This is a genomic window from Haladaptatus sp. T7, from assembly GCF_026008575.1.
Classification (GTDB): Archaea; Halobacteriota; Halobacteria; order Halobacteriales; family Haladaptataceae; genus Haladaptatus; species Haladaptatus paucihalophilus.
The window spans coordinates 260,819-276,686 of record NZ_BROP01000005.1; the positions used below are offsets into that span (position 1 = coordinate 260,819).

Genomic DNA, 15,868 nt, shown 5'->3' on the forward strand with positions numbered 1-15,868 from the left:
TTCGCTCGCTGTCGTAGCCCCGGCCATGACACGCGAACAACTGGTACACGCGGCGGAGGAACTGAAACAGGCCAGCGCCGATACCACCGGCGAGGTCAAAGAACGTCTCGAATCGCAGGCTGACTCCCTCCACTCGCTCGCCGAGACCGACCACGGCCCGGACCACGGCCGACTCGACCGCATCATGCACGCCCTCTCGGAACTCGAAAGCGACGTTGACGAAGAAACCGCGAAACGGATCGACAGCGCCTACGACCACGTGAAGGCCCACCGCGAAACCGTCAGCGGCGTTTAAAACTCCCTCGCTCAGCAGACCGGTTTCGGATTGACGCCCATCGACTCCAGCGAGTCGGTGTACTCCTCGTAGGCGGCGGTAATCGCGCCCTCGGCGGCCTTTTTTGCTGTCTCCCAGTCCTCGTCCGAGTGACAACGCTCGCCGAGGAGCGCGAGCGTGTCGTCCAACTGGTCGCCGAGGTCGCCTTTCAGGTCGCGGAACAACTGAGCCGTCATCGGGTCGGCCTGTCCCGTGAAAAAGCCCGTCATCTGCTTTTTCGATTTCTCGCTCGCCAGCGTCCGCCCGACGAATCCCCCGAGGCGCGCGGTGGTGTCGTCCAGTCCGCGGAGGTACTCGTGGAGCGCGGGCACGTCTCCGACGTCGTGGTCGTCCACCTTCCCGGACACACGCTCGTAGTGGTCGTTCTCTACGTCCGCGATACCCGCGAACAGTTCGCTCGCGTCGGTGTCGTCCTCGTCGTCTGCCCACCCTTCGAACGTTCGGGCGGCCGCGTGTTCGGAGTCGGCGGCGGCGCGGAACACTTCGTCGGCGTCCATCTCTCCGTTCGTCGCGGCGTACAGCGACTTCGAGGAGCCGAGGCGCGAGAGGGCGGTTTCGTTTTCCTTGCGGACGACTTCGAGAAATTCCTCCGAGTTCATGCGCCACGGTACGAAGCCGTTCGGCTTGTAATCACCGACGTCGGAAACGCTCGGTCTACCGCATGTCGTCCAACTCGACGAAAACATCCGCGTCCGCGGTTATCCAGCTCGCCATGCGTTCGAGGCGGGTGGCTTCCGTCGGGTAAATCGTACACCGATTCGGTTTGCCGTCGTACTCGACCACGACGGAGGACAACTCGAAGGACTGCGGGGCGGCGACGTTCTGTTCCGGTTCGGACGGCTTGTCGACGGTATGGAAATGTCCGGTCATGGTGTCCTCGTGGGGCGTCCCGACGACGCCGTACTATTGAGATTCGGCCCGCTCTCAATAATCCCTGCTAGTTGTTCTCCATAGCCCTCGATAGCGGTCGGTATCTGTCGGCCGTCTGGGCTATCGGTGTTTAGGTCATCGACCGCTTGGGATGTTACTGCCATGGGGTGTATCGGCTCGAAGAAAAACGGGTCGGTCGTTTCGGTCGTTGTGGTCAGTTTCCGGTTTCGATGGGCGCGTCCACGAGGTTGCCCCACTCGGTCCACGACCCGTCGTAGTTGGCGACGTTGTCGTAACCGAGCAGTTCCGAGAGTGCGAACCACGCGATGGACGAGCGCTCACCGATACGGCAGTAGGCAACGACCTGCTGGTCGTTGGTGACGCCTTCACTCTCGTACAGGTCGCGGAGTTCTTCGGCGGACTTGAACGTCCCGTCGTCGTTCACGGTGGCCGCCCACGAGATGTTCGATGCACCGGGGACGTGGCCACCGCGCTGGGCCGTCTCCTGCAGTCCCGGGGGGGCGAGGATTTCGCCGCTGAACTCCTCGGGCGACCGAACGTCCACGAGGGGGACGCCGCGGTCGATGGCTTTCTCCACGTCGTCGCGGTACGCGCGGATTCCCTCGAAGGGACCGCGGGCGTCGTAGTCGACTTCGGGGTACGACGGTACCTCGTCCGTCGTCGGGAAGCCGTTTTCGAGCCAGTAGTCGCGCCCGCCGTCGAGGAGGCGCACGTCGCGGTGGCCGTAGTACGTGAACTGCCAGTAGGCGTAGGCGGCGAACCAGTTGGAGTTGTCGCCGTACAGGACGACCGTGGTGTCCTCGGCGATTCCGTGTCCGCCGAGCAGGTCCTCGAAGTCGTCCTTTTCGAGGATGTCGCGCGTGGTCTGGTCCTGCAGTTGCGTTTCCCAGTTGATTCCGATTGCACCCGGCGCGTGGGCGGCGTCGTAGGCTTCGGTGTCGACGTCGACCTCTACGAGTCGATAGTTCGGTTCGTCACTTTGGAACTCGTCGAGGTGGTCTTCCACCCACTCGGCGCTGACGAGAACGTCCTTGGCGTAGTCGCTGTCGCTCATGCGTCCCCTTCTTCCCGTGCTCCGGTTATATTCTTGTTACTGCCGGAAGGTTCCGCCTTCTGTCGAGCTTCCCGGCAAAAATCTCCGCAAGTTCGGAGCGGATTCCCGACTACCCGGTCCCCGGTGGGTGGTGAACCGGACGCGACGACCAACTATCGGCAATATCGGCCGGTATCTGCAGTCAGAAGCCGGATTCGACGGTACCCGGAGGGCTAAGACGCTGGACTCGGTACCGGGGACCGATGCACGAGAACGTCGTCGTCTCGGCGGAATGGCTCGCCGACCGACTTGACGAGGTACGAGTCGTTGACGTCCGCGACGCGTGGGAGTACGACGGAATCGGCCACCTCCCCGGCGCGGTCAACATCCCGTTCGACGCCTTCCGCTCGTCCGACGCGGACGACGCCGGAATGCTCCCCGGTGTCGAGGCGTGGGAGGACCTCCTCGGAAGCGCCGGTATCGACGAAGACGACACCATCGTCGCCTACGACGACATGCACGGCGTGTTCGCGGCGCGGTTCCTCATCACCGCCGAACTGTACGGTCACGACCGACTCCACCTGCTCGACGGCGACTTCAGTTCGTGGCAACGCGACCACGAGACGACGACCAACGCGCCGTCGCCCGACCCCGTTTCCTACTCGGCCCGTGACTCCGAGGGCACCACGCTCGTCGGACGCGAGGCGGTCGAAGCCGCCATCGACGACCCTGACGCCGTGCTGGTGGACACCCGCGACCCGGCGGAATTCGCCGACGGTCACCTCCCGGGTGCCGTCAACGTGGACTGGCTCGACCTCGTTGACGACGAGAGCCGCGGTCTGAAATCCCCCGACGAACTTCGTGAAATCCTCGAATCCAACGGTGCCATCCCCGAAAAACGCGTCATCCTCTACTGCAACACCGCCCGGCGGATTAGCCACACCTACGTCGTCCTCTCTTCGCTCGGCTACGACGACCTCGGATTTTACGAGGGGAGTCTCACCGACTGGACCGCGGCCGACGGCGAACTCGAACGCGAGTGAGAGCGGTCCAAGTGGGAACGCGATGGCGCTTCCCCGTTCTCTTTTTCGCTCGTTTTGTCTATTTGCCAGTCAGAAAACGGCCCGCGACGAACGAAGCCCGGTTCAGTTTCCACCGCGGTAACGGGCATGGAATCCCCCGTAACCGCCAATACCGAACGGTATCGTGTACGCCCTCGTGGTGAGCCGTGATTGCCCGTCTGACCCTAACGACGATAGTTTTCCATTGGTCACTGAAACAGTCGCGGCCATTTATCTTCGGTTCCGGCCTATAGCCTGTCGCCCCGGGAGGGGGGAAAAGGGATGACTGTGAGAGAACAACAAGACGCAGAAAACGTCGAATCAGAAGAACGTCGCTCGTTTATGAAGAAAGGTGCGCTCGCAACGGGCGCACTCGCGTTGGGCTTAGGTAGCGCCGGGAGCGCCTCGGCGCAGGGCCGAAACGTGTTGGTGTACACCTACGACTACCACCCGCAAGTGGAGTTCCGGGTCGTCAACTCGTTGGAGCAAGCCACTACGGTTCGCCTGCTCCAGCGCCCTGGCGGCGGCAACGTGCCGGAGATCAGCCAGCCGGACGACTACGACGGCTACATCATCCGCTACCTGCTCGGTGGCGGTGGCGGTGACGGTCGAGGTCAGATCACCACGTTCGTCTTCGGCCGCAACCTCTCGCTGAGTCAGGGTGACACGCGTCAGTTCAGCGGTGACGCGTCGATCTTCAGCAGCACGCTCAACCTGCTCAGCACCAGCCTCCGAAGCAGCTAATCGATTCGACGTCGCATTGGGGGGTAACAACGACGCGGTTCCGTACCCATTTTTTGGCCGTCCGTCGGAGCCGACGGTACTGTTACGGACAACACGACAGATTTCGATACCTCGGAGCACACATGAGAGACGAATTCGATACCGAGCCGCCGTCGACGGACCGCTCAGCCGATTTCAGTGCCCTCGTTCGACCGTCCGCCCAGCCATCCGGGAGCGTGCTGGTGTTCACCCGCGATTTCTATCCGAACGTCCCGTTCCGAATCGTCTCCCAACTGCCCGCGTTCATCACGGTGTCCATCCTCGACGAACCGCCCGACGATGTGCAGGTAATTTCGCAACCGGACGAGTACAACGGCTACGTCATCACCTACGAGTTCTACGAGACGCCCGTCTTCGTCTTTCTGTTCTCCCGTCGCTACCTTCCGACGGGAGGCCGATTTCGATTCGCGGACGACGCCACGTACTTCAGCGCCAATTTGGACCTCCTCGAAGTGTCCGTGACGAGGGTGGAGTGAGAGGACACTTCTTGGCGTACTTCGGAACGCGATGGTTGAGGGGCCGTATCGGATTTCATATAGCACCATTTGATTCATCCGCGGGTTTCACCCGCGTTCCCTATCCGGATGGATGATGCGCTCTTCCCGACATCACGTCCGTTAAGTACCACCGACTACAACCACCGAGTAATGAAACGACGAACCTTCCTTACGGCGAGCGCGACGGGACTCGCCGGACTCGCTGGCTGCCTCGGGAACTCCGACGATGCTGGCTCCGGCGGTGCGGGTTCGACCGGCGACCCGACCGCGACGACCACGGCACAGACCGAACTGAGCGGCACGCTGAACGTCGCAACGTACAGCGCGCTCGTGGACGCACCCAGTTCGTCGCCCGGCGCGTGGTTGAAAAAGGAGTTCGAGAAGGAGTACCCGAAAGCCACCCTCCAGTGGCAGACCCCGGAAAACGAGGTCAACTACTTCATCCAGCGGAAGGCACAGGGCGTCGGCATCGACGCGGACGTGTACGTCGGCCTAAACGTGGACCAACTCATCACCATCGACGACAAACTCGGCGGGAAACAGCTGTTCACCCCCATCGCCGACTCCCTCTCTAACTACGGCCACGTCAAAGAGGGATTGACGTTCGACCCGAAAAACCGGGCCGTCCCGTACGACACGGGCTACGTCAGCCTCGTCTACGACGAGACGAAGGTCGACGGCCCCGGAACGTTCGACGCGCTCACGAAACCGAAGTTCGAGGGGACGCTGTTGACCGAGAACGCCCAGCAGGCCGCGACCGGGCGGGCCTTCCTCCTCTGGACGATTCACCAGATGGGCGAGGATAACTACCTCGACTACTGGAAGCGACTCTCGAACAACGACGTGCAGATTCTCGGCTCGTGGGACGCGGCCTACACCGCCTTCTCGAACGGCGAACGACCCATCGTGGTCTCTTACTCCACCGACCAGGTGTACGCCCACCGCGACGGTGCGAACCTGAAGAAACACCAAATCGGCTTCCTGAACGGACAGGGCTACGCCAACCCCGAGGGGATGGCGAAGTTCGCTGACACGGACAACTCGAAACTCGCCGACGCCTTCCTCGACTTCATGCTCTCGAAGAAAGCCCAGTCGAAGATTCCGACGCTCAACGTCTCGTTCCCGGCGACCGACTGGGCCGAACCGGGCGCGGAGTTCGAGAAGTACGCCAAAGCCCCGGAAAAACCCGTCACCTACTCCTACGACCAACTAAAGGGCAACGTGGAAGGATGGGTTGATGAGTGGGCGCGCCAGATTGCGAGCAAGTAGATGAACCCCGGGCGCTGGCTCGAACGACACACGCTCTCCCTCCTCGGCATCGTCACCAGCGCCGTGCTCGTCGTCTTGTTCTACTACCCCGTCGCCATCGTCTTCGCTGACGCGGGGGGACTCGACGCCTTTCTCGACGTGCTGACCGACCGCTTCTACCTCTTCGACATCTTCGGCTTCACGGCGTATCAGGCCCTCCTCTCCACGCTCGCCAGCGTCGCCCTCGGTCTCCCAGGCGCGTACATCCTCGCGCGCTACGAGTTTCCGGGCCGTCGCACCATTCGTTCGCTGACCATCCTCCCGTTCGTCATGCCGTCCATCCTCGTCGCCATCGGATTCGTGGCGATGTTCGGGCAGAACGGCCTGTTCAACGACGTGGTTGGCGTTATCGGCCTCGGCCCGTACTCGCTGCTGTACAATCTCCCCGCCATCGTCGCGGCCCACGCCTTCTACAACGCGCCGCTCGTCGCTCGCGTGACGAACGCGGCGTGGGAGAGCGTGGACGCCCGCGAGGTCGAAACCGCGCGAAGCCTCGGTGCCGGACGGTTTCGCGCCTTCCGAGACGTGCTCGTCCCCCAACTGCTCCCCGCGATTCTCACCGGCGCGCTCCTCACGTTCATCTTCACGTTCATGTCGTTCCCCATCGTTCTCGCGCTGGGCGGATTCCAGTACCAGACCGTCGAGGTCTGGGTGTACGCGCTCGTCCAGCGCCTCGATTACTCCGAGGCGGCGGTCCTCGCCGTCCTCGAAACCACTCTCTCGCTCGCGCTGACCTACGGCTACCTCCGGTACGAGGCCCGCCAGAGCGCCGTCTCTCGGGCCAGTAGACCCCTCCCGCGGAAACGCCTCTTTTCGGGCGACGGCGGTCTCGCCGAGACCCTCGAACGGGCGGGCGTCGCGGTGTACCTGTTCGTCGTCCTCGTCCTCTTTCTCGGCCCGCTCGTGAGCACCGTCCTCGAAAGTTTCACCGGGCCGTCCGGGTTCACCCTGCGATACTACGAGTTCCTCGTGACGCGGCAGGTGTCCGGCGCGTCGTTCCAGACGAAACCCGGCGTCGCGGTCCAGAACTCCTTGCTTTTCGGCGTCGGAACGCTCCTCGTCGCGCTCCCGATGGGCGTCGTCATCGCCGTCCTGACGCGGGCACGGAAGAGCCGCATCGTGGAAGCCGTGGCGATGGCCCCCCTCGCCGTGAGCGGCGTCATGGTTGGATTGGGCATGCTCCGCGGCCTCGTCTTCGGGATTCCCATCGCCGGAACGCGGATACGGGTCGGCGGCGCGGTGGCGATCGTCGCGGCCCACGCCGTCGCGGCCTATCCCTTCGTCACGCGCAACGTCTCGCCCATGCTCGCCGGAATCGACCGGCGAACCGTCGAATCGGCGCGGGCGCTCGGCGCGACCCGCGTCCGCACGCTGGTCGATATCGAACTGCCGCTCGTGGCGGTCGGTCTCGCCGCCGGAGCAGCCTTCGCGTTCGCCATCAGCATCGGCGAGTTCGACTCGACAGTTATTCTTGCTACGGGGAGTAGCAGTTACACGATGCCGGTCGCAGTCGAACGCTTCCTCGGCAAGCAGACCCTCGGGCCAGCCACGGCCATGGGCACCGTCCTGCTCGTCGTCACCGCCGTCAGTTTCGTCATCATCGACCGCCTCGGCGGGAGGTGGGAAGGTGGTTGAACTCCGCCTCTCCGGCGTCCGCAAGGAGTACGACGGCGTGACCGCCCTGAACGACGTGTCGCTTCGCGTCGCCGACGGCGAGTTCTTCACCCTCGTCGGCCCGTCCGGATGCGGCAAGACGACGACGCTTCGTGCCATCGCTGGCTTCGAGGACCTCACCGCCGGAACGGTTCGGTTCGGCGACCGCGAGATGGCTGGCGTGCCGCCCGAAGAGCGCGGCGTCGGTTTGGTGTTCCAGAACTACGCCCTGTTTCCGCACATGACCGTCGCGGAAAACGTCGGCTACGGCCTCCGCTTCCGCGACCCGCCGGGTGCGATGACGGACGAGGAGCGCGTCCTCGACCTGCTCGAACTGGTCGACTTGGACGGGTTCGAGGGCCGCGACCCGGACGAGCTATCCGGCGGCCAGCAACAGCGCGTCGCCCTCGCCCGCGCACTCGCTCCCGGTCCCGACCTGCTCCTGCTGGACGAACCGATGAGCGCGCTGGACGCCCGCCTCCGCGACGACCTCCGCACGCAAGTCTCTCGCATCCAATCCGACCTCGGAATCACGACGGTGTACGTCACGCACGACCAAGAGGAGGCGCTCGCCATCAGCGACCGCGTGGCCGTGATGAACGACGGGCGAATCGAGCAGGTCGGCCGCCCCGAGGACGTGTACCGCCGTCCGGAATCCCGCTTCGTCGCGGAGTTCGTCGGCGAGAACAACCTCTTCTCGGGCGAGACCCGCGCACACGAAACGAGGGGGTCGCTGGTCGCCGTCCGCGGCCACGAGTTCCTCGTCCCCGGTTCGACCGCCGACTCGGTGACGTTCTGCGTTCGCCCCGAGGCGCTCCGTCTGGGCGGCGGCGAGAACGCCTTTTCGGCGACCGTCGAAACCGTCGAGTTCCTCGGCGAGGCGTTCCGCGTCCACCTCGATTGGGACGGGAAACCGATCACGCTTCGCGTGCCCGAGGCTCCGGACGACGAGCGCGTTCGCGTCGGCTTCGACCCCGACGACGTGCACGTCATCGACGGCGGGACGGCGGACATCGTAGAGCAGCGATAGCCACACGACGGTCGTCCCGTACGAGGATTGTCCCCGGTTTTCGAGCGTCCCGTCGCCGTCGAGGTCCCATTCGTAGGACACGACCTGGCCGTCCGGGTCGGTCGAGTTCGCGGCGTTATCGACTCGTCGTTTCGGTGGTATCGGTGGTGAACGTGCCGTCGGTGGTGTCGCTCGTAAACGTCCCATCGGTCGTATCGGTCGTGAATCTGCCATCCGTCGTAAACGTCCCGTCGGTCGTCTCCGTGGTGAACGTCCCACCGGTTGTTTCCGTGTCGAAGGTCCCTTCTGTCGTCTCCGTCCCGGTCGTTCCAGTGGTGAACGTCCCGCCGCCACCGCCGAACCGCCCCGACCTATCGATGTCCCCGCGCATGCTGTCGGGATGGTACCGGCAGCGGTACCGCCGAATCCGATCTGTCGGCTCGAACGTCAACGTCCGTGTTTCCCCTCGTTTCGACGACGAGTCCGTTCGGTAGATTACTTGGCCGAAATCGCCGTTTTTCTGGCCGAGTATCTGGAACTCGTGTCGCTTTCCGTCGAGGTTGATCCAGATGACTTTGTATCGCTCGGTCGGAATGAACCCCAGCGTCGGGTTGCGCCGTCCTTCGATGACCTTCGGTGCCAATCCGAGCCAGTGACCGACCCGTGCCCCGAGGATGATGGTTCGACGGGACTCCTGTCCCCCGTTGCCATCCGACTGGTTCGTCGTGCTCGTCGTATTCGACGTCCCGTTCGTGGTCGTCGTTCCCGAATCGGTGGTGTCCTGTGCGGTCGTCAGTCGTCCGAGAACGCCGAGTCCCGTCAGCGCACCCGCCGTTTTCAGGAGCGTCCGGCGTTGTGATTTGGGTGTCCCTGTCATATGTCTCTCCGAACGAGGGACACCGCCTCGACGCAAAAAGCGCGCACACCGTTCGAACCTACAACTCGAACTTATCTCCTCGAAACGGTCGTTATTCTCCTCAATTCCTGTCCCAGAACCGCTCCAAGCCGAACGAGAGCATGTCCGGACTGACCGGCTGGAACTCCTCGCGCTCCGTTTCCGGGAAGAACTCCCGAACGCTGTCCCACGACTCGCGGGCGTAGCGGCTGTCCACCAGCACGCGAATCCCCCGTTCGTCCGAGCCGCGGATGACTCTGCCGAGCGCCTGCCGCGCCTTCCTGACCGCCGGGACGGTCAGCGCGTAGGTGAAGCCGTCGCCGAACTTCCGCTCGTAGGCGGTTCGCACCGCACGCGTCCGCGGACTGGCGGTGTTGATGATGGGAACCCCGCAGACGACTGCCGCGCGGAGTCGGTCCCCGCGATAATCGACCCCCTCCGTCAGCGTTCCGCGAAGGCTCGTCACGAGCACCTTCGACTCGCCGCCGAAGAACTCGTCCTTCAAATCCTCCGTCGCCTCGTCCGCGCTGCTCTCGTCCAACAGCACCGGTTTGTCCACGACGCCCCGAAGGTGCTCTGCGGCCCACGTCGCCTCCGCGTAGTTCGGCATGCCGACGAGGACGTTGCCCGGCGAGCGCGCCACGTCCCGAATCGCGTCCGCGTACACCTGCCGTTCCGGGGTTTCCTCGCCCGGTGCGCCCCGGTTGTCGTAGGTGAACTTCGGGGCGTCCACCGCGAAGCTCTCGCGGTTCGACTCGGGGAAGTTCAGGCCGAAGGTCCGCTCCACGACGGGCCTACCGTCGGCTTCGAGATGGCCGAGTCCGGACACCTCCTCGAAGATTTCGAGCGGTTCGAGCGTCGCGCTCATCAAAATCCCGCCGCCGAACTCCCCGAGTTGTTCGCCGATGGCACCGCTCGGCACGCAGTTCTGCATGGCGAGTTGCGCGTTGTACGCTCGTCGCCACGAATCGTCGGGTTCGCGGTCGTTCCACGTTCGTTCGAGGACGATTTCGCGGAAGTACTCCTCGTGGTCGTTGCGGTACCACTCGCCGAGCACGCGCCCGGCGGGGAGCGCGGCGCGCTCTCTGTCCTCGTCCTCCGCTTCGTTGAGGATTCGCGCCACAATCGCGCCGACCGCCTCCGCGCGAGCCCACGTCCCGCCGTCGTAGCCTGCGTCCGCCGCCCATTCGGAAATCTCGTCGGGTTGTGGGACGGTCGGGTCGCGGAGCGGTATCTCCTCGTCCGGCAGGTCGGTGAGATTCGTCTTCCACCCGCGGTGTTCGCGCTCCAGATGGGCCGTCACGCGCCGGTCGAGTTCGTCGCGTAAATCGCGGATAAAATCGCGGGTGTCCTCCAGTTCGCGGAGCGTGACGTTCGCGTCCTCCAGTTCCGTCCGAACCAACTCCGCGTCGGCGGTGGTGTGTTTCGCGTCTCGGTCGTCGAATTTGACGGGTTGGATGACGCGCGTGAGTTCCGATTCGGCGTCGCGGAGCGTCGAATCGCCGACCGACTGGCTCACGAGGTCGCGGACGCGCGGTTCCAGCATGTGGGCTTCGTCACAGACGAGGAAGGTGGAGTCGTCCACCAGCGCGCCCGTGAACGTCGCCGTCGTCACCGGGTCGAAGGCGTGGTAGTAATTACCGACGACGACCTCCACATGGCCGAGGAGCGCCCCCATCATCGAGTGCGGGCAGGTGCCCCATTGGACCGAATTGGCGACGAGATCGGCGGGTTCGATGAGTCCCATGTCGTCGAAATCGAACGGAACGGCCTCTATCGGGTCGCCGTCCTCCGGCATGTCGTCCAAAAACTGCGCGTAGAACGGGCAGTACTCCACGTCGTTGTACTCGGGCATCTCGGGTGGGTACGGCGTCGGCTCGCCCGCCGTTTCGAGGAACGACGCGCCGCTTCTCCGTTTTCCTGAATCTGCCAACCCCGTCTGCTGGCTTCGGGCTTGGGACGCGAGGTTCTGGGCCGTCACCGCGCCGCCCTCGCCGGTCAGGTCCCGGGTGCGCTCCCGAAGTCCCTCACAGCGGTCGTACACCGTCTCATCGTCGATGTTCCCCGCGTTCTCGCGGCTGTAGGGGCAGACGTCCGCCTTCCCGACGAGCGTCATCGCGGAGATGGGTTTCCAATCGTCGGGGAGGTTCGCGTTGATGGTCTTCAGGTCGGTTTCGAACTGGCGGAGTTGCTGTTTGACGCTCGTGAGGACGAACACGCGTTCGTACTGACTGTCCGGGTCACGTACGAGGTCGAGACCGGCCGTCAGCGCCAGCATAGTCTTGCCAGTCCCGCAGGCACCTTCGATGACGGTGAAGCCGTCGTCGCGGGCGGTTTCGATGGCCGTCTCGATACCGTCCCGCTGCTCGTCGTAGGGCGCGTCGTGTCCGAATATCGTCCGCCAGTCCGGCATCATTCTGTTTCTGTTTCCCCCCTGCTTAGGGCTGTTGACCTGAGGTGGTCCCGTCTCGGTATTTAAACCTAAGCACGCGGCGGAAGTGATAGGGGAAAAAGGGACGAATTGGTGTGCATAGGTAGTGACGCGACGACCTTAGCCGAGAAGTAGGCCGAGACCGATGACGGTGAGGATGACGCCCATCACCCGCGTCCACAGTACTTTCCATTCCGCCGGTTCGACTTCCGATGAGCGTCGTTTGCTTCCGATGGCGTCCATCTGTTCCTGAAATCGCGCAAATCCGTACGGTTTTGCGGCCTGTGCGATACCGAGGAGGGCGATAAAGAGTCCAAGTGGATTTCCCATACGTCCTCTCGGTTCGCGTTCTCGGGTAAATTCTTTGTGGAGAATTGACGTTTTTTCCCTCGATCTCCTGCTCCCGGCGCGACTGGCGAAGGACGGAGCGTTTACCCGCCGCGAACGAGTACGCCACGGTATGACCGAGTTCGAGACCACGGAGACCGACTGGCGCGAGGAACTGCTCTCCACCCGGGCAGAGAAAGACGACTTCTTCGGGAGTCACCCGCAGTCACCGATTCCGCCGGGGGAACGAGACGATTTCGACGGCCTGTCGTACTTCGACCCGGATGCCGACTATCGCGTGACGGCGACGGTCGAGCGACACGACGACCCCGAACCCCTCGACCTCGAAACGACCGCCGGGCCGTCACAGCGCTACCTGCGGACCATGACGCTCCACCTCGACGTGGACGGCGAGGAGGCCTCGCTCGCGGTGTACCAGCAGGAGGGGCAGGACTCGCTGTTCGTTCCGTTTCGAGACAAGACGACGGGGCAACAGAGCTACGAGAACGGGCGCTATCTCGAACTGTACCCCGACCGCGAACCGGCCGACGGAGACGAAATCGTCGTGGACTTCAACCTCGCGTACTCCCCCTTCTGTGCCTACAGCGAGACGTTCTCGTGTCCGCTCCCGCCCGAGGAGAACTGGTTGGACCTGCTGATTCCCGCGGGCGAAAAGACGTGGGACGACCACTGAGCGTAGCACGACGACCTGAGAACCGACGTTCTCCACCGGAAATGAGGGGGGTCGCCGAACCGTGTTTTCCGATTCATAAAACGAATCTGTTCACACGCAATCGAACAGTGTTGTTTGAGCATATTGTTGTGGAATCGGTGAACAAATCTTTGCCATCGACGAATTTGGGTCTGATTTTGGAAAGCATATTTATGCGCTCACCGAGAAGGTTCAGTTGCCGACGAGGTAATCGTCGGCTGACAGCATGCCAAACTGTGACCACTGTGGCGCGCACGTCTCGGAACGATTTGCGCGCGTCTTCGCTGACGAATCCGGTTACATCCGCGCTTGCCCTGCTTGCTCGGCGAACGCAGGTATCGCCGAGGTGGCACGAGAGCGTGCGCAAAAAGTATAGCCCGCTGTGGCTGAACGGGGGCGGAACCGACAGGACAAAGACGAACCACGCGAAGCCTGTCAGGTGTGACCGACCACTGGGTTTACGTCGTCGAATGCAGTGACGGCACTTTTTACACCGGCTACACGACCGATGTCGACCGCCGGGTGGCGGAACACGACGCCGGAAACGGGGCGAAATACACCCGCGGCAGGACGCCCGTTACGTTGCGCCACACCGAGCGATTCGAGTCGAAATCCGCCGCGATGTCCCGCGAATACGAGATAAAACAGCTGCGCCGCGCGGAAAAGGAACGTCTTATCGACTGAGAGTTTTTCGAAACCGGTTTCAGTCGTCCGCCGCCGCTTCCCCCGCCTCCGTCTCGTCGGCTTCCGCCGAGGTGACGTCGGGCGTGATGAAAGCGTATTTCGCGGCCTGTTCGCCGAGTTTTCGCGTTCGCTCTTCCAAATCCTCGTCCTTGAACTCGCCGTTCTCGAACTGGTCGTAGGCCTTCCGAATCCCGACTTGGTGTGGGAGCACCCACCCGTGGACGCCGCGAACGGTGATTCGCATGTGGTCCAGCGTGCTGCCGTAGGAGCCACCACCTGCGACCGCGAGCAGGCCGACGGTGGTATCCTCGAACTCGTCGAAGCTACAGTAGTCGTGGACGTTGCGGAAGGCGGCGGTGTACGACCCGTGGTACACCGGACTGCCGAGCACGACGGAATCCGCTTCTCGAATCTTCCGCGTTATCTCCTCTGCATCCTCCGACATCTCCTCGTCGGGGTCGAATATCGGGAGGTCGTACTCCCGAACGTCGATGAGTTCCGTCTCGGCCCCTGCTTCCGCGGCGGCGTCGAGGACATGTTTCAGGGCTGTCCGCGTGTGACTTCCGTCGCGCATGCTGCCGCATACCGCGACGACTGTCGGTTTGGGTTGCATTATTCACTTCGTTGGGGCCGCGAACGTTTAACGGGCTTGTTCCGTCCCGGCCGTCGTTGGTGCCGCTTGACCTGTCCCGGTTCCCAGTGGCACGTCGATGCGGATACCGCTCGTCTTCGTCTCATGAACGGGAATTCACGTCGAGTTCACAAAACGGTTCCCGAAAGCGCGCTTTGGTTGGGTGTTCTACACTTCTCTGGGACCACGCCACACGGTGGTTTTTTCGACCCCGGCGGTGACGAACGATGTATGGATACGCCGATTTCGTTCGGAACCGACGGCTGGCGGGCGACGCTCGACGAGTTCACGTCGCCACGAGTGCAAATCGTAGGCCAAGCGGTCGCCGATTACCTCCGCGAAGTCGAGGACCGTGCGGGCGAGACGGTCGCCGTGAGCTACGACGCACGCGAAACGTCGCGCGGATTCGCGGAGGACCTCTGTCGCGTCCTCGCCGCGAACGGGTTCGACGTGCTCATCCCCGAGCGGGACACCCCGACGCCGATTCTCGCGTGGACGCTCGTGGACCGCGACCTCGCGGGCGGACTGATGATAACCGCCTCGCACAACCCGCCGGAGTACAACGGCGTGAAGTTCATCCCGTCCGACGGCGCGCCCGCCCTCCCCGAAGTGACCGACGAGATAATGGCCCGACTCGCCGAACCCGACCCGCTGCCGGAGTCCGAACACGGCCGGGTCAGCGAGGAGGACCTCGTTGCCCCGTACGCCGACCACGCCTTCGACCTCGTGGACGCCGACTTCGAGGATCTCTCGGTCGTCTACGACGCCATGCACGGGAGCGGCCGCGGCGTCACCGACGAACTCCTCGAAGAAGCGGGTGCGAGCGTCGAATGCCTCCGCTGTGAACGGGACCCGGAATTCGGCGGGTCGTCGCCGGAACCGAGCGAGGAGAATCTTCAGGGACTCGTCGCGGCGGTCGAGGACGGCGACGCCGACCTCGGAATAGCGAACGACGGCGACGCCGACCGCATCGCCGTCGTCACGCCCGAACGCGGCTTCTTGGACGAGAATCTCTTTTTCGCCGCGCTGTACGAGTACCTCCTCGAAGCCGACTCGGGGTCGGCGATTCGCACCGTCTCGACCACGTTCCTCATCGACCGTATCGCCGAGAAACACGGCGAGGAGGTCCACGAGACGCCGGTCGGGTTCAAGTGGGTCGCACAGGCCATCGCGGACCACGACGCGCTCGTCGGCGGCGAGGAGAGCGGCGGGTTCACGATTCGCGGCCACATCCGCGAGAAGGACGGCGTGCTCATGGCGCTCCTCGCCGCGGCAATCGCGGCCGAACGCCCCTTCGACGACCGCGTGGACGACCTGCTCGCCGAGTTCGGCGAGATACACCAGAACAAAATCAGCCTCGACTGTCCGGACGACGAAAAGGAGCGCGTCCTCGCCGACCTCGAAGCCGAACTCCCCGACGAGGTTGCGGGTCTCGACGTGGCCGACGTGGTGACGAAGGACGGCTTCAAAATCCTCCTCGACGACGGGTCGTGGCTCCTCGTCCGCCCGAGTGGAACGGAACCCGCGATGCGAATTTACGCCGAGGGAGAGAGCGACGACCGCGTTCGTGACCTCCTCGACGCCGGGACGGAACTGGTCGAACCGCTGATTTAGGCCTT

At 63.6% G+C, this 15,868-nt stretch carries 17 protein-coding genes; 10 read left to right on the plus strand and 7 right to left on the minus strand.

Annotation, left to right across the window (positions count from 1 at the left end; translation table 11 throughout):
- Positions 1-25: 25 nt before the first annotated feature.
- Positions 26-295 carry a hypothetical protein gene (locus OPC11_RS15145; protein WP_264782450.1) on the plus strand — a complete coding sequence of 90 codons (270 nt, stop codon included), beginning with the start codon at positions 26-28 and terminating at the stop codon, positions 293-295.
- Between the two features lie 11 nt (positions 296-306).
- On the opposite strand, the gene OPC11_RS15150 is transcribed toward OPC11_RS15145, so the two are convergent.
- From OPC11_RS15150 to OPC11_RS15160, 3 genes are all read right to left on the minus strand, one after another.
- Positions 307-933 (minus strand): rubrerythrin family protein, encoded by a 627-nt coding sequence (locus tag OPC11_RS15150; RefSeq protein WP_264782451.1) that lies wholly within the window; start codon positions 931-933, stop codon positions 307-309.
- Positions 934-988: 55 nt separating this feature from the next.
- Positions 989-1,204: a hypothetical protein gene (locus tag OPC11_RS15155; RefSeq protein WP_007976225.1), complete on the minus strand. Its 216-nt coding sequence runs from the start codon at positions 1,202-1,204 to the stop codon at positions 989-991.
- Positions 1,205-1,418: 214 nt separating this feature from the next.
- Complete coding sequence (locus OPC11_RS15160) at positions 1,419-2,279, minus strand: sulfurtransferase (protein WP_007976226.1); 861 nt, start codon at positions 2,277-2,279, stop codon at positions 1,419-1,421.
- Between the two features lie 242 nt (positions 2,280-2,521).
- Here OPC11_RS15160 and OPC11_RS15165 point away from each other — a divergent pair, with 242 nt between their 5' ends.
- The 6 genes from OPC11_RS15165 (at position 2,522) to OPC11_RS15190 (ending at position 8,590) form a co-directional block, all read left to right on the plus strand.
- Complete coding sequence (locus OPC11_RS15165) at positions 2,522-3,301, plus strand: sulfurtransferase (protein WP_264782452.1); 780 nt, start codon at positions 2,522-2,524, stop codon at positions 3,299-3,301.
- A 300-nt stretch (positions 3,302-3,601) separates the two neighbouring features.
- Entirely contained in the window at positions 3,602-4,063 is a 462-nt protein-coding gene (locus tag OPC11_RS15170) for a twin-arginine translocation signal domain-containing protein (RefSeq protein ID WP_232423770.1), read from the plus strand.
- A gap of 122 nt (positions 4,064-4,185) precedes the next feature.
- Complete coding sequence (locus OPC11_RS15175; RefSeq protein WP_007976231.1) at positions 4,186-4,578, plus strand: hypothetical protein; 393 nt, start codon at positions 4,186-4,188, stop codon at positions 4,576-4,578.
- A gap of 171 nt (positions 4,579-4,749) precedes the next feature.
- On the plus strand, positions 4,750-5,868 hold the full coding sequence (locus tag OPC11_RS15180; RefSeq protein WP_007976233.1) for a thiamine ABC transporter substrate-binding protein: 1,119 nt from the start codon (positions 4,750-4,752) through the stop codon (positions 5,866-5,868).
- Positions 5,869-7,542: an iron ABC transporter permease gene (locus OPC11_RS15185; protein WP_007976235.1), complete on the plus strand. Its 1,674-nt coding sequence runs from the start codon at positions 5,869-5,871 to the stop codon at positions 7,540-7,542.
- A complete protein-coding gene (locus tag OPC11_RS15190) occupies positions 7,535-8,590 on the plus strand; it encodes an ABC transporter ATP-binding protein (protein ID WP_264782453.1) in 1,056 nt (351 codons plus the stop codon). The genes OPC11_RS15185 and OPC11_RS15190 overlap by 8 nt, the downstream gene beginning before the upstream one ends.
- 115 nt (positions 8,591-8,705) lie before the next feature.
- Here the strand turns inward: OPC11_RS15190 and OPC11_RS15195 are convergent, their stop codons facing one another.
- From OPC11_RS15195 to OPC11_RS15205, 3 genes are all read right to left on the minus strand, one after another.
- Positions 8,706-9,446, minus strand: coding sequence for a hypothetical protein (locus tag OPC11_RS15195; protein WP_007976238.1), 741 nt, complete (start codon positions 9,444-9,446; stop codon positions 8,706-8,708).
- A 100-nt stretch (positions 9,447-9,546) separates the two neighbouring features.
- A complete protein-coding gene (locus tag OPC11_RS15200) occupies positions 9,547-11,880 on the minus strand; it encodes an ATP-dependent DNA helicase (RefSeq protein ID WP_264782454.1) in 2,334 nt (777 codons plus the stop codon).
- Positions 11,881-12,015: 135 nt separating this feature from the next.
- Complete coding sequence (locus tag OPC11_RS15205) at positions 12,016-12,225, minus strand: hypothetical protein (RefSeq protein ID WP_007976240.1); 210 nt, start codon at positions 12,223-12,225, stop codon at positions 12,016-12,018.
- A 130-nt stretch (positions 12,226-12,355) separates the two neighbouring features.
- On the opposite strand from OPC11_RS15205, the gene OPC11_RS15210 reads away from it, so the two are divergent.
- Positions 12,356-12,916, plus strand: coding sequence for a DUF1684 domain-containing protein (locus OPC11_RS15210; RefSeq protein ID WP_007976241.1), 561 nt, complete (start codon positions 12,356-12,358; stop codon positions 12,914-12,916).
- Between the two features lie 459 nt (positions 12,917-13,375).
- The gene (locus OPC11_RS15215; RefSeq protein WP_007976242.1) at positions 13,376-13,618 is read left to right on the plus strand and encodes a GIY-YIG nuclease family protein; all 243 of its coding nucleotides are present in this window, start codon (positions 13,376-13,378) and stop codon (positions 13,616-13,618) included.
- Positions 13,619-13,637: 19 nt separating this feature from the next.
- On the opposite strand, the gene OPC11_RS15220 is transcribed toward OPC11_RS15215, so the two are convergent.
- Positions 13,638-14,231, minus strand: a complete 594-nt coding sequence (locus tag OPC11_RS15220; RefSeq protein WP_264782455.1) for an NAD(P)H-dependent oxidoreductase — start codon at positions 14,229-14,231, stop codon at positions 13,638-13,640.
- 249 nt (positions 14,232-14,480) lie between these two features.
- Between OPC11_RS15220 and OPC11_RS15225 the strand changes: the two genes are divergently transcribed.
- Complete coding sequence (locus tag OPC11_RS15225; protein ID WP_264782456.1) at positions 14,481-15,863, plus strand: phosphoglucomutase/phosphomannomutase family protein; 1,383 nt, start codon at positions 14,481-14,483, stop codon at positions 15,861-15,863.
- Positions 15,864-15,868 lie beyond the last annotated feature (5 nt).